This window comes from Thalassobacillus devorans MSP14 (assembly GCF_000496835.1).
Classification (GTDB): domain Bacteria; phylum Bacillota; class Bacilli; order Bacillales; family Halobacillaceae; genus Thalassobacillus; species Thalassobacillus devorans_B.
In genome coordinates this window covers 508,177-521,610 of the sequence record NZ_KI543236.1, presented here as the reverse complement: position 1 = coordinate 521,610, position 13,434 = coordinate 508,177, and the positions used below count along the sequence as shown (strand labels likewise).

The 13,434-nt window shown below is 41.8% G+C and carries 14 protein-coding genes; 7 read left to right on the top strand and 7 right to left on the bottom strand.

Annotated elements, in window-relative coordinates; all coding sequences use genetic code 11:
- Positions 1-20: 20 nt before the first annotated feature.
- On the bottom strand, positions 21-416 hold the full coding sequence (locus P855_RS0103380) for a VOC family protein (protein WP_028782259.1): 396 nt from the start codon (positions 414-416) through the stop codon (positions 21-23).
- Positions 417-610: 194 nt separating this feature from the next.
- Here P855_RS0103380 and P855_RS0103370 point away from each other — a divergent pair, with 194 nt between their 5' ends.
- The 3 genes from P855_RS0103370 (at position 611) to P855_RS20385 (ending at position 2,786) form a co-directional block, all read left to right on the top strand.
- Positions 611-919, top strand: a complete 309-nt coding sequence (locus P855_RS0103370) for a hypothetical protein (protein WP_028782258.1) — start codon at positions 611-613, stop codon at positions 917-919.
- Between the two features lie 338 nt (positions 920-1,257).
- The gene (locus tag P855_RS22740) at positions 1,258-1,890 is read left to right on the top strand and encodes a hypothetical protein (RefSeq protein ID WP_419177257.1); all 633 of its coding nucleotides are present in this window, start codon (positions 1,258-1,260) and stop codon (positions 1,888-1,890) included.
- Entirely contained in the window at positions 1,788-2,786 is a 999-nt protein-coding gene (locus P855_RS20385) for an alpha/beta hydrolase family protein (protein WP_419177262.1), read from the top strand. Before P855_RS22740 ends, P855_RS20385 begins: the two co-directional genes overlap by 103 nt.
- A gap of 180 nt (positions 2,787-2,966) precedes the next feature.
- On the opposite strand, the gene P855_RS0103360 is transcribed toward P855_RS20385, so the two are convergent.
- Together P855_RS0103360 and P855_RS0103355 are read right to left on the bottom strand one after the other, a co-directional pair.
- Positions 2,967-3,749 (bottom strand): MBL fold metallo-hydrolase, encoded by a 783-nt coding sequence (locus P855_RS0103360; RefSeq protein WP_028782257.1) that lies wholly within the window; start codon positions 3,747-3,749, stop codon positions 2,967-2,969.
- Positions 3,742-4,290 (bottom strand): DUF1572 family protein, encoded by a 549-nt coding sequence (locus P855_RS0103355; RefSeq protein WP_028782256.1) that lies wholly within the window; start codon positions 4,288-4,290, stop codon positions 3,742-3,744. Before P855_RS0103355 ends, P855_RS0103360 begins: the two co-directional genes overlap by 8 nt.
- A 483-nt stretch (positions 4,291-4,773) precedes the next feature.
- Here P855_RS0103355 and P855_RS0103345 point away from each other — a divergent pair, with 483 nt between their 5' ends.
- Positions 4,774-5,385 (top strand): hypothetical protein, encoded by a 612-nt coding sequence (locus P855_RS0103345; RefSeq protein WP_028782254.1) that lies wholly within the window; start codon positions 4,774-4,776, stop codon positions 5,383-5,385.
- Between the two features lie 97 nt (positions 5,386-5,482).
- Here the strand turns inward: P855_RS0103345 and P855_RS0103340 are convergent, their stop codons facing one another.
- A complete protein-coding gene (locus tag P855_RS0103340; protein WP_028782253.1) occupies positions 5,483-5,953 on the bottom strand; it encodes a peptide-methionine (S)-S-oxide reductase in 471 nt (156 codons plus the stop codon).
- A 545-nt stretch (positions 5,954-6,498) separates the two neighbouring features.
- On the opposite strand from P855_RS0103340, the gene P855_RS0103335 reads away from it, so the two are divergent.
- Positions 6,499-6,918, top strand: coding sequence for a hypothetical protein (locus P855_RS0103335; protein ID WP_051353065.1), 420 nt, complete (start codon positions 6,499-6,501; stop codon positions 6,916-6,918).
- Positions 6,919-7,111: 193 nt separating this feature from the next.
- On the opposite strand, the gene P855_RS0103330 is transcribed toward P855_RS0103335, so the two are convergent.
- Positions 7,112-8,605 (bottom strand): amidase, encoded by a 1,494-nt coding sequence (locus tag P855_RS0103330; protein WP_028782251.1) that lies wholly within the window; start codon positions 8,603-8,605, stop codon positions 7,112-7,114.
- An 18-nt stretch (positions 8,606-8,623) separates the two neighbouring features.
- On the bottom strand, positions 8,624-10,051 hold the full coding sequence (locus P855_RS0103325) for an Asp-tRNA(Asn)/Glu-tRNA(Gln) amidotransferase GatCAB subunit A (protein WP_037985600.1): 1,428 nt from the start codon (positions 10,049-10,051) through the stop codon (positions 8,624-8,626).
- A gap of 617 nt (positions 10,052-10,668) precedes the next feature.
- On the opposite strand from P855_RS0103325, the gene P855_RS0103315 reads away from it, so the two are divergent.
- A complete protein-coding gene (locus P855_RS0103315) occupies positions 10,669-11,055 on the top strand; it encodes a VOC family protein (protein ID WP_028782248.1) in 387 nt (128 codons plus the stop codon).
- Positions 11,056-11,101: 46 nt separating this feature from the next.
- Positions 11,102-12,262, top strand: coding sequence for an FAD-dependent monooxygenase (locus P855_RS0103310; RefSeq protein ID WP_028782247.1), 1,161 nt, complete (start codon positions 11,102-11,104; stop codon positions 12,260-12,262).
- A gap of 454 nt (positions 12,263-12,716) precedes the next feature.
- Here the strand turns inward: P855_RS0103310 and P855_RS20375 are convergent, their stop codons facing one another.
- On the bottom strand, positions 12,717-13,133 hold the full coding sequence (locus tag P855_RS20375) for a hypothetical protein (protein WP_051353064.1): 417 nt from the start codon (positions 13,131-13,133) through the stop codon (positions 12,717-12,719).
- Between the last annotated feature and the right edge of the window lie 301 nt (positions 13,134-13,434).

Sequence of the window (13,434 nt, the reverse complement as noted above, 5' to 3'; positions counted from 1 at the left end):
TTGAATTATCTTTATAGATGCTATTTGGCGTTTTCATCAGGTTGGTGAATGCCGAAAATATTGCCTTCGGTATCAATATAGTATCCCTGCCATGCCATTCCTGGCAACGCAGACTTCGGCATTGCCACCTTGCCTCCCTGGTCGAGTATTTTAGCTTCAATAGAGTCGTAGTCTTCCACTCCCATGGTACACGCATAAGCATTAACAGCCTGGTTCATTTCCGGAGTAGCACTTTGCCGCTGCATTAAAGCACCGTTGATTCCCGGCTCTTTTTCATCTCCGGTCACAGCCCCAAAATAAGGCATCCCGGCAAACTCGCTCCAGTCTTCAAATCTCCATCCAAATACCTCACCATAAAACGTCTTCGCCCGCTCCATGTCATCAACATGAATTTCGAAATGAATGATTCTGCCCATTTTTTCCCTCCTATTTTATAAAGCTTTATTTGTCCCTTGAGATTTATCTTCGACCAGCAGCTTTCCTACTCCTTCTTTTTCCGGCTGATTCCAATCAGGAGATGAACGATCGAACATTTTTTAGATTTTTGCATAATACATTAAGGTATATAACGAAGCGGGTGAACACCCGCTTTAATTCGCGGAGGTGGGTTATGTCGAGTTCACGAATTTTGAAATGGGTGTCTGGAGGATTAGAAGCCGTTTTAGCAATCCCTGTCTTAGGAGCATCAATTATTATCGGACTCTTTTGGTTACCTTTAGTAGTAATGCTAGTTCTCCATATAGTTACTTTAATCCTTACAAAAAAAGATGGAGGTAAAACGACAGGAAGTGTTTTAGGTATCATCACATCTTGCCTGGGTTGGATTCCTGTAGTCGGATGGATAATGCATATATTGTCTGCGATATTCCTGATGATTAATGCAGCGGAACCAGATAAAGAAGCTAAAGAAGCACAGTGATCCCCCGTAATAAACGGCTAAGACAAAACCAGCTGAAAATAATAAAAAAAGATCCTGATTATCGAATTTGAACTATACCCCGAATAATGGTCACCATAAAAAAGTGCCCTTATTCGGGCTTTTGTGTTTCATGACCTCGAATGTCCATTTATAAAATTCCTTTTTCGTCCCAGTCTGACATTATTACTGAGGGAACAACACTCTCTCTTATATTTCGGTATAAAGTCTACCACGCATTTCTTTCTCTTTTGGGAAATCATTAGGAGAATTTTTGAAACCTTCTATTACATTTCTCGTATATTTATTTGAGAGAGAACAAGATAATAGGAGGAATTCATGTGAAAAAACGATGGCGAAGTAAGATTCTTATGCTGGTGTTAGTCTTTTCTTTATGTATCCCTATAACTGCTTTTGGCCAATCCCCTGGAAATATTTCGACCTCTGAAGAACTACCTTCCAAACTTATTCCAGCTGCTTCAGGAATTACCCATTCTCCCAATCTGTTAAAAGGGACACACAGTTTTAATCCAAAAGAGCATAGCGCGGCTTCGGGTAAAGGTCCGGTCGTAAAGAAGGAGAAGCAAAAGCAGCGATTCATTCAGAATGCTGTACGTTTTGTGGAAGATCTTGATTCTGGTAACTACCAGCAGGCAGTTAAATCAGCTTCTCGCTCTTTAAAGAAAACAATCTCCGCTGCCTGGATTGAAACTTATTGGACTGCTAATTTACAGCAATTAGAAATGGTAGCAGGACCTTTTATCGGAGTTGGTTCAGCCGAGTTAACAGAATACAACCTTGTCCATACCAATGTTGAAATCGAGCTTCAATTCGAGCACGGCTCGCTTCCTTTTATTCTGAGAATGGAGAGATCGGGAAAGTCGATGACTTTTTCATCCATCAGTTTACAGGGCCATTCGCTGAAGTTCCTGCATACGGGAATCCCGAGTCCTATACTGAAAAAGATGTCGTAGTTGGGAAAGGAGATTTTGCATTACCTGGCACCCTTTCGATTCCAGAAGGTAAGGGCCCGTTCCCGGTTATCGTACTTGTCCAGGGATCAGGAGCAAGTGATAAGGATGAAACTGCATATGCCCTAAAACCATTCCGAGATTTGGCCCATGGACTCGCATCGAAAGGAATTGCAGTTTTACGTTACAACAAACGCACATTTGAACATTCTGCAAAAACAATCGCTGATCCGAATCATACCGTGGAGAAAGAAACGACGGACGATGCACTTGCAGCAGTACAAGTTTTAAAAAAAGAGAGGAAAATCGATGACGGCCAAATTTTTATTCTTGGCCATAGCCAGGGTGGGATGATGGTTCCTCAAATGCTGGATAAGGATACACGCGACTCCATTGCTGGTGCTGTCGTAATGGGCGGTCCTGCACGTACGATACAGGAAGTCGTGCTGGATCAATTTGACTATCTATTTTCTATCGGTCAACTCGCTCAACCTGAGTATGATTTTTATAAGGAGCAATTCTCTATGTTAAATGACCCCAATTTCTCAGGGGATAACCCTCCAGAAGAATTCCAGCTGGGGCAGCCGGTGTTTTGGGATTCTATAAATGATATTCGAGCAGCCGAAATGGCAAAGGACCAATCAGAACCCCTTTTAATTATACAAGGTGAGCGGGATTATCAAGTAATGGCAGATAGTGAAATTCCTATCTGGCAGGAAGAGCTGTCTCATCGGAATAATGTAGAATTCCAGCTTTACCCTAAGCTGAATCATTTCTTTACCGAGGGTGAAGGGGAAATGAGTACGCCTTATGAATATTTTGTACCAGCAAATGTTCCTGAGTATGTGATCAACGATATCGCTGAGTGGATTCATTCCAAACCTTCTATGGAAGATTGAATAAGATGACGAAGCGTTGATGTTTGCAGTAGCATTCGCAACTCTTGTGATTGAGTAGACAGTGACTAATTCCCCTAGACAGTGCCTGCCCCTCAGCATGCTAAAGCATTAGCGTAATGGCGGTCAGGCACGTCATTTATGGATAGTTTTAGCAATGGCTTTCCCTGATTGTTAATAAAATTAAAACTTCACGCTAAAACTATCGAAATTATGCACCCCTGTTCCAAACCTGGCAAGATTATTTTGCCGCAAATAGGTAACAGCTCTCTTCACTTCATTCAATATAGAGACTTCCAGCCCCAACGTATTATGGGACCCGTAAACCATGGAAACATCCGTCAGCTCTGCGATTCTTTCTAAGGAATCTACTAAATCGATGGGGCTGGTAGATGGATAGAAAGCATAGACGGGTGTTTCATCATAAAGTAAATCACCGGTGAATAAATAGCCGTTCGCTTGATCTAAAACACAAATATGCCCCGGCGAGTGACCAGGAGTATGATAGATTATCAACTTTCTATTCTCAAGGTCAATTAGATCACCATCATTTAACAACCCCGTCGGTTCTCCTTGGAATGGGCGGTAGGTATCGGGGTTAAACGACTCAGGCGTATGCAGCGTAATATCTCTCCTAATATCCTTTCTGATTTGTTCAATCGATAGGCCCTGGATTCCATTCACTAGCCAGTCTTTATCTTCTTCATGTACAAAAATTCGATCGAATTCTGCATGGCTTCCGATATGATCCACATGCACATGAGTCGTAACCACCTCAATTGGCAAGTTCGTCAATTGGTCTGTAATTCTTTTAATATTATCAATGCCAAGACCAGTGTCAATCAGTACTGCTTTTTTCACACCAAGCAGCAAAAAAGAATGCACATTTTCCCAGTGGCCGTATTCACTGATAGCGAACGTTTGGTTATCGATTTGCTGAACCGTGAACCAGGGATCTTTAATCATCCGCTTCCTCCTTATGTTTCTCCAGCATATGCTTGAGATACTCCTCCGACTTCCCTTTTGGAATACTAAGACTTTCCCACTCATTTCCATTTATTTGCTTTCCAATATACACAATTTGTCCGACATGATATGCATAGTGAGCCATCTGCCGTTCGATCGCCTCTATGACCAGGTGGTTTTCACCTCTAATGGTAATCTGATTCAATAAATCCTCGGCTGTTAAGGACCTTAAGGCTGTAAATAAAGTATTCCATCCTGAGTCCCAAACCGTAAGTAATTCGTTTTTGGAAGGGATATCATCTTCAAATTCATCATCCCGCTGTCGGCTTGCTTTTTCTCCATCCGAAGTCAGAAAATCCGACCACCTCGACACCATATTTCCGCTCAAATGTTTAACGATAACAGCAATACTATTCGATTCGGCATTATATTTCCAATGGATACCTTCTTCCGAAATTTGATGGATCGTTTTTACCCCGAGATCCCTCAGACTGTCAAACCGTTCTATCACGACGCGCAGATACTCGCTTCCTACCTCCATGCTCTCCCTCCCTTTTTTCTTGTTGTATAGTTCTCCCATACAAACAACTTCAGGATAATTAGAAAAAAACCCTTTTCGATATTAAAAAAAAGAAAATGTTAAAGGAAGCATTGTTACAATAAATATACATAAATTGGATGAAAAAGGGGGAGAGGATCGTGTATGTTGATGATTCTTATAAAAAAATTGGATCGGGATATTAATTGTACTAATCTTTATCGCTATGAAACCAATTACTACTCCAGAGCCGATCGTCCATCAGGAACCTGCTACAATAAATCAGGGTAATGGACAGTATGCTGTGCAATTGGCCGAAAACCGAATAGCAATCATATTGCCGGAAGAGTTCACGGGAGGATATAACCAAAATATCCTTGTCCTGGAATACGACGAAAACACGAAAAAATTTCAGAGGGTTAGCCGCACCGGTTATATGGAACTCATTGAACAGAAAGGAAGTTAATAAAAGAAAGGAGAGGAACCGTGAAAAAAATAACGATATATATGCTGGGAACAATACTTTTACTTCTAGCAGCAGGATGTGCGAAAGCAGAAGAGGATAAGGCTATTATCAAGCACAAAACCCCATCGAAACATCAGGAAACATTTCAAGAGCTTTCCCTGGGGAAATTAAGGGAGTTCGAGCTTCAATACCCAAAGGACGAAAATACAGATACAGAAATATGGATCGACTATTACATAAATGGCAACAAGCAAAGCAATCCAACCTCTTTGACGATCCGCACTGTAGATGCTGATAACGAAAAAGCTTCTCTTGGGATGGGGCTGATCAGGTACCAGGAGAAAGAACCAATATTATTTCTGTACGGCCCTAACCAAAGCATAAAAGACAAGCGAAGCAAAGAGGAAATGTGGGGGAAATTACAAATAAGCGGTTGGCAGCAACACCCTGGAGAAAAAGGCATTACCTTGGAAACCAACAAAGAAGTGGTGATAACCGCTTATGCTGGCACCACCTCAAATGAAACAAGAATGTATGACCTTAGCAAAAAGGAAGAATTGAAAAAGTTGATAAATACACACGAAGTCGTCCTGCTGCTGAAAGCAAAATTAACAACCTTAGAAAGCGAATAGAGCGAAAATGTGTGATTTAATTAATTGGCGCCAGACCCCACCTTGCTAATACTTTTCCATGTTGGGGGTCTGGGCACACTGCCACAAACGTTCTCCATTACTTATACTTGTTTAATAACTCTTGAGGAATATGACAATAATCATCTGGACACCTGTCTAACCTGTCCTGATGTTCTTCCGCACTTCTCACATAGTTTGTAAGAGGTAATACTTCCACAACGATACGGTCATAATCATCTCTCTCTTGAAGAAACGCCTTTGCCACTTTTAGGTGGTCAGAATTTTCACTATATACGCCTGTTCGGTATTTCTCACCGACATCCTGCCCTTGCTTATTCACACTGTAGGGATCGATGATTTCAAAGAAATAACCCATTAATTCACTGATTGTTATCACAGTCGGGTCAAATTCCGTTTTTACACATTCGGCGTAGCCATCATAACCCCCCTCCAGGGTATGACTGGTCCCATTAGCTCTTCCTGCTTCCGTAAACGTAACGCCAGGTAAAGTTTTTATAAAAGCTTGTACGCCCCATAAACATCCACCGGCAAAATATACTATTTCCATATGGCCTCTCCTCTCTGTCTAAAAAACTATCTATATTATTATGATAATTTTAAATGTCAGTTATCATTTTAATGTTAACATAAAAATGGTGCCTGCCTCCCAACATGCTAAAGCGAAGGAGAGGCAAGACACCGTTATTTTTATCGCAACACTTGTAATGAATATATTGTTATTTAACCAAAAAAATAATCCACCCTTGAGCTAGGACTCAGGTGGATTATTCCGTCTGTAGAGCCGATCCCCCTTGCAGGGAACCATTCTATTACCGACCGTAGATGTTGGAGCATCTGCGGTCTTTTTTCATATATATTACTTCTGTAGTTATTATACCATAAGATAAAGGATATAAAACTTGTCTCTTTAACTCAAAAAGTCTTTTACCTTCACTTTTTGCCTGGATGGAAAAGCAGCCGTGCGTAAATAGAAAACAATGCCTGAAATTTCTGGATATACATGTTAAAATCACGAAAGAAAGTTAATGAACATAACGGAGCAGTTTAATTCAAGAAGATAAAGAATGGTGTTTTATTTATAGGGGATGTTAAATGATGAAAAGGCTTCTGACAATAGCACTATCTGTGATATTATTTGCGACTATTTTCTCGTGGATTTCTTATGTACCAAGTGCACAAAGGGAACCTGATGTTTATTATTTTGGTTTTATAGAAACGTTTATTTTCGTAATTTTTTATGCTGGTCCAATTTATTTTCTGGCTGGTTTACCTCTTTCAATCTATATTGACAAGATAATTGAGCGTACTAAAAGAAAGACAAAATGGGCGAAGTATTTTATTGGATTAGGTCTATATTCGTTAGTTGGTATCCTTGTTGGCGTTATTTTTCTTTTTATTTTCAGTCAAAATAACTTTCACTTAAAAGTTATTTCATTTTCAATATACGGCATTGTAGCCTCCAATATTTACTACCATTTGTCATTGTTAATATCAAAAATAAACAAGAAATAGAGATTTAAACTTCATCTAATGCAGGCTTTACATAAGATGTCCTTTAATTCATTCAAAAGGAGCTTGGCTTCCAAGCTCCTTTTTATTGTCTATTTTGACTATTAATTACGCTATCCATCCAGGATTACTTTCTTACACCTAAAGGTACTAATTCTAAGATAAGCCCGGTATTTAGCCGGGCTACTAAATATCTTCAACTGCCGATCAATGTTCTATTTTTACAAATTTCATAAATATGCTGCCACGGTTTGATTTCTTCAAAAGCAGCACTTGCTGCTAAGACATCCTCATCCGCATACCTTCTTCCGATAATCTGCATCCCGATCGGCAGGTTATCCTTCGATAGACCAGCCGGAATCGAAGCAGAAGGATGACCAGTGAAGTTGGTAAAGTAAGTGAGGCACCAGCCAATCAAAGGGTCCACTTCCACTCCGTTAACCTGAGCAGGTCCGACCGTATTGCCATCGTCCGCATTATCGACTGGATGAGAAGCAAGCGTTGGCGTAACAATCAGGTCATAATCCTGGAGCACTCCCTGAATCGCATCATAGATTTCCGTCCGCATATGCTGATCGCGGTTCATATCGAGCACATTCATCTGATAGCCGCGCTCGATCCATTCTATATATTCAGGCGGCAGGTCTGTCCGATGATCGCTTAAAATATCCACTCCCTGTTTTTTAAAGTTCTCAAATGTATCGATATTGATCGGCAAAATCAACCGGCACCATAAATCACTCAGTTCACGCTGGTCTCTCGTTATGCCGAAATTGACTTCCTCGACATGCGCACCCGCCTGTTCAAACAGCTTCACTGCACTTCCGACAGTATCAGCAATTTCTTTTTCCACTGGGAATACATCAAAGTCAGGACTGTAAGCGATCCGCATTCCTTTCAGCGGCTTCTTCAAGGAAGCGGTAAAATCAGCATCCTGATCGAGACTGTATGGATCCCTTGCATCATATCCCGCTAACGCGTTAAGTCCAATCGCTGCATCTTCCACATTCCGGGTCAGTGTGCCTTCAAACAGAAATGGATTGACACCGGCAAACGCATTCGGTCTCGATATAAAAGGAACCCTTCCCCAGGACGCCTTGTAGCCATACAACCCACACCATGCAGCAGGAATACGAATCGATCCGCCGCCATCCGTGCCTTCTGCAATTGGAACAAGCCCGTCCGCAACAGCCGCTGCACTGCCTCCCGAGGATCCGCCGGTATTTTTTGCAAGATTAAAAGGATTACGGGACGGACCGAACAGGTAATTATCACATGTGCCCCGGAATCCCATCACCGGACTGTTGGTCTTTCCTACCAGAACGGCACCTTCCGCTTCCACCCGCTCCGCATACGTGCAATAAAAATCCACAATATTATCCTTGAATGCCCGGATGCCTCCAAACGTTGACGGCCAGCCTGGTTTGAAATCGAACAAGTCCTTAATTGCGGTAGGAATTCCTGCCAGCGGTCCGACTTCTTCCCCGTCTAACAATCTCTTTTCAACAGTACTTGCACGTTCCCTAGCCCCTTCAAAATCAGTAAATACGAATGCATTCAGGCTCTCATTTCTCTCTTCGATCCGTGCGATGAACATATCCAGCATTTCCACTGGGGACAACTCTTTGTTTTTAAGTAAAGAAGATAATTCAGCAACCGACTTATACTGCAGTTCACTAGAAAGTGCCATGATTATTCCTCCTTTATATTAAACCAGTTTGCTTTCAGACAGCTTTGGTTTCATCCCGTTCATCGGGTTCGTTCTTTCAAAAGCAAAAGCCGCTCTCAGTACATCTTCTTCTTTAAACGCTTTGCCCATAATCTGCATGCCTACCGGCAGTCCGTTACTCAAACCGCAAGGGATAGACAATGATGGCAATCCAGTCAGGTTTCCAGGAAGGGTAAAACGGATAATATGATCGAGGAAGTTCACGATTTCCCCGTTCAGCGACAATGAGTCTGCTCCGATATCAATTGGTGTAAAAGGAAGCGTTGGAGTAATCATCACATCCACTTGCTTCATCGCTTCAGCAAATTCCACATCGAGCTGCCTTCGAATCTGCTGCGCCTGCAAATAGTCGACAGCTGAAGGCACTTCCCCTGCTTCCAGCAAAAGTCTTACATCCTCTCCAAAGTCCTCTGCCCTTTCTTTTAAGTTAGCGTGATGAACCGTGCTTGCTTCCGTCATAATGGTAATCAGCTCGGCAAACTCAGCATTTTTCAAGGATGGGATTTCTACATGAACTACATTTGCTCCCATGCCTTCTAACTTCCGAATACCTGCTCTTACCAGGGTTTCAACCTCAGGGTCGACGTTACGGAAGAAATAGTCTTCGTTAACCCCGATCACCATGCCGCTAATATCTTCATTCAAGTGCTCGGTATAGGCAGCTGTCGGTACATCGACAGTGGTCGGATCATTGGCATCGAAACCGGCGATTGCTTCTAATAAAATTGCAGCATCCGTCACCGTTTTTGTCATCGGTCCGATGTGATCGAGCGACCAGGCGAGTGGGAAACATCCGTACTTGCTCACCCGTCCATGAGTCGGTTTCAATCCGACAATTCCGCAACTGGAAGCCGGGATACGGACGGAGCCTCCGGTGTCCGTCCCCAGTGAAGCGATGGTCATCTCAGCACTCACTGCGGCCCCTGAACCACCACTTGACCCGCCTGGTATTTTTTCAAGATTCCAAGGGTTCCGGCACGGACCATAATGCGGGTTGGCCGTCGTCGCTCCCCAGGCATATTCATGCATATTCAGCTTTCCGGTAAACACCACACCCGCTTCTTTCAGCTTCGATACTACTGTCGCATCATAATCGGGAATGAAATTCTGATGGATTTTCGACCCCATCGTAGCGATTTCCCCTTCGAAGTAAAAAATATCTTTCAGCGCCATCGGGATGCCATGCAGTTTACCGCGGTAATTTCCGTTCAATATTTCTTTCTCATGTTCCAAGGCCATAGCCAGTGCCTGGTCTTCGGTGGTCGTAATGTAGGCGTTGACCTGCTCATTCAGATGCTTCGACCGCTCCATCGTCGCTTTGGTAACCTCCACCGGGGAGACCTCTTTTTCCCGAATCAACCCGCTCAACTCATCAATCGTCTTCGAAAACAATTGTTCCTTACTCATGGTCATGCCTCCTTAAAGGTCTGTGATACAAGCCAATATCCGAATCATTCAAATAACGGAAATCCAACCCTTTTCTGAGAACATCTAGTCCCACCATCTGTTGAGCAATCTTGCTGCAGTCTTCTTCTGAAACATTAAGATCTCTCGCTGAAAAATAGCTCTTCAACAATTCCTGCACAGCTATCACCCTTTTTATATAAAATTTTTTAAAGACACTTACGTAGCAAGACAACCAGCTATGGTCACCCTCCTTTCTATGTATGGATCTTCACGCGACTTGTCCTATAAACACAGTTATCTGAAGTATTCTCCAAGATGTGTCTCATTTCCTTTAATGAAGTATGAGAGGTTTTGTTGAAAAAGGACGAAAAATGATGGCTGAGTTTTTTCCATAAAATGCTGTTAAAGTTATACCACAAAACAGTCCTAACTTCTCAAGTTAGGAACACTATGATGTTCGTTTTTAAAAAAAGGGTTTCTGCCAATTTATGTTAAAATCAAACGAGAAAGTTATTCAACTAACGAAGCAATAATTAATAAACATATTGCTCATTGTGCTAAAAGAGCAACATAGTGGATAAGCTTTGAATAAATCTAACCAAATATGGAGGGATCGTATGAACTTTAGAGAATTTGGACTGATATTGTTCGTTGAAGAATACGGAAAATGTATTAGTTTTTATAGGGATATTTTAAAATTACCTGTAAGGAATATCAAAAAAACATTAGTAGCTTTTGAGTTACCAAGTGGTTATTTAATGGTCGAACAAGGTGGAGTTGGATCAGACAAAGAAAAACAAAGAGAGCAAAATCCCACTGTTTTACGCTTTGATGTACACTCGTTAACCACGGAGGTGGAAAGGTTAGAGGAAGGAGGTGTAGTTTTTTTACATAGAAATTTGAAGTTTGATTGGGGGACTATTGCGGTTTTAAAAGACCCTGATGGAAATAGAATTGAATTGGGCGAAATTAATGATTCAAGTGGCTCATATACCCTAAAATAAATATATAAGGTTAACTACTGGAAGTAATGAAATGGGAGGCAATCTGATGGAGGTGCTCATTGTAGGAGCTGGAATCGCAGGATTAACATTAGCAGATCAACTTGAACAACAGGGTTACTCTGTCCTAATGGTTGAACAGGCTCCCGGCCCCCGGACAGAAGGTTATATGATGGATTTTTTTGGTGCTGGATACGATGTAGCTGAGAGGATTGGTTTATTGCCAGATTTGGAGTCGATACACTATCCGATCGAATCTCTGAACACGATAAGACCCGATGGGACTACAAAATATTCTCTCAGATACAAAGATGTTCGGGCTTTATTGAATAACCGGCATTATAACTTTATGAGAGGCGATCTTGAACGTGTTCTTTTAGAGCGAGTAAAGGACCGAATTCAAATCCGCTATAGAACGACAGTTACTTCAATAAAGCAAGATAACTCCATGGTGCATGTTGAGCTTTCGGACGAAACGACAGTGGACGTCAATTTATTGGTTGGTGCAGATGGCATTCGTTCAAAAGTTCGTAGCATGGCATTCGGGGAACCAGACCAATTCATCCGTTTTATGGGATATAATACAGCAGCTTTTACTTTCCCACGAACCTCGGCCTTCAAATCTGTGTATTCATTTGACAATTTGGCTAAGCCTAAACGTCAGGTTACATTGTATCCAATTGCGGAAAATCGAATGGCTGCCTTTTTTCTCTTTAATAAAGAAAGGGCTAGCGGTCGTATAACCCGCGAGCAAGCAATTGAGGAACTTTATGCTCGATATGGAGATATGGAATGGGTTGTTCCAGACGTGCTCAGGGAGGCTAATAACGCCTCGGATTTCTACTATGATGATGTGTCGCAGGTAGAAATGTCCCGCTGGGTAAAAGGACGTATCGCACTTGTTGGAGACGCATGTCAATGCGTATCTCTAGTTGCAGGACAAGGAGCTTCACTGGCTATGGCAGGTGCTTATACGTTAGCCTATTGTTTGCGAAAATCCAAAGGGAACCTAATACGTGGACTGGCGGACTACGAGGAAATAATGGTCCCTCAGGTAACCAAGGTACAATCGTCAGCGAGAAAGTTCGCAAGCTTCTATTTTCCTGAAACGAGATCACAATTGTACGTTAGAGACCTTATCATGCGAGTATCCGTCCTTCCTGTCATTCGAAATTTCATCAACTTCAAGAGTATTCGTATACCAAGATAAATAAAGACAATATCATCAGCATTAGCATTCACAACACTTGTGATTGGCATATCGTCATTTAACCAAAACAAATAATCCACCCTTGAGCTGAGCACTCAGGTGGATTATTCCGTCTGTAGAGCCGATCCCCCTTGCAGGGAACCATTCTATTACCGACCGTATATGTTGGAGCATCTGGGGTCTTTTTTAATATATATTACTTCTGTAGTTATTATACCATAAAATAAAGGATATAAAACCTCTCACTTTGTCTAAACCCCTAACCTTCCAGCAATTTTCGCCCGGTTGTTTCTGCAAACAAAAGCAAATAGAAAACGATGCCTGCAGAAAGTGCCTGACCCCCAGCATGCTAAAGCATTAGCGTAATGGGGGTCAGGCACTTCAATTATTAGTTCACAATGAACTAAGACTACTCTCCCCTGCACTACTGTGCTCTTCAAAGAGTTCCCTTTCATTAAACGACAAAACTTCCTTTAGCCTCCTGCACTTCCATCGCCTCATTAATAAATGGCTGAATGCAGACAAGAGCATTCAAACAATCCAGCTTCTCAAAAGGAATATACACTTCATGGCCTTTCAAAAGATGAGTCCTGCAATAACGGATATCAAAATCCAATACTTTTTGTATTTCTCGCTGTTTTTCTCTTCCAATCGTCGAATCAGGGTTTCCGGGATCCATATGTAAAACAAGTGATTGATACGCTCTCCCACCGTGCAAAGTACCAAACTTAAACTTTTGACCGCTTACGCGATACTCGATGGTCGGTCCTTGGGCGCTGTCATCGTATTCCACATCTTGCAGTTTTATAAGGGCACGGTGAAGATGCTCAGCTATGATACTATTTTCAAATTCTTTGAGTTTACTAGTCACGCTTTTGCCTCCCTGAAAAGTGAATCTATATTCATCTTTCCATACTTCGACAAAAAGAGCAATAGCCTTTTTGCTCTTTCCAGAGTGATAGCTGTTCCCTCTCCCCCTTTCAAAATTTCTTCTCACCACTATGACAAAGTGAAACTATAAACTGCCAACTTATAAGAAGACACAAAAAGGCTGCTTCCTAAGCCTTTTACAGCCTAAGGAAGCAGCCTCTTCCCTGCTATTAAAAATTTGCCACTTTCATATTTTCATTGTTTTCTTCCTCATAATATTCCAATACCGCATCTACATAATA

Coding starts and splice junctions, on each gene's coding strand:
- P855_RS0103380 (WP_028782259.1), bottom strand. CDS start 416: ATGGGCAGAATCATTCATTTCGAAATTCATGTTGATGACATGGAGCGG.
- P855_RS0103370 (WP_028782258.1), top strand. CDS start 611: ATGTCGAGTTCACGAATTTTGAAATGGGTGTCTGGAGGATTAGAAGCC.
- P855_RS0103360 (WP_028782257.1), bottom strand. CDS start 3,749: ATGATTAAAGATCCCTGGTTCACGGTTCAGCAAATCGATAACCAAACG.
- P855_RS0103355 (WP_028782256.1), bottom strand. CDS start 4,290: ATGGAGGTAGGAAGCGAGTATCTGCGCGTCGTGATAGAACGGTTTGAC.
- P855_RS0103340 (WP_028782253.1), bottom strand. CDS start 5,953: ATGGAAATAGTATATTTTGCCGGTGGATGTTTATGGGGCGTACAAGCT.
- P855_RS0103335 (WP_051353065.1), top strand. CDS start 6,499: ATGATGAAAAGGCTTCTGACAATAGCACTATCTGTGATATTATTTGCG.
- P855_RS0103330 (WP_028782251.1), bottom strand. CDS start 8,605: ATGGCACTTTCTAGTGAACTGCAGTATAAGTCGGTTGCTGAATTATCT.
- P855_RS0103325 (WP_037985600.1), bottom strand. CDS start 10,051: ATGAGTAAGGAACAATTGTTTTCGAAGACGATTGATGAGTTGAGCGGG.
- P855_RS0103315 (WP_028782248.1), top strand. CDS start 10,669: ATGAACTTTAGAGAATTTGGACTGATATTGTTCGTTGAAGAATACGGA.
- P855_RS0103310 (WP_028782247.1), top strand. CDS start 11,102: ATGGAGGTGCTCATTGTAGGAGCTGGAATCGCAGGATTAACATTAGCA.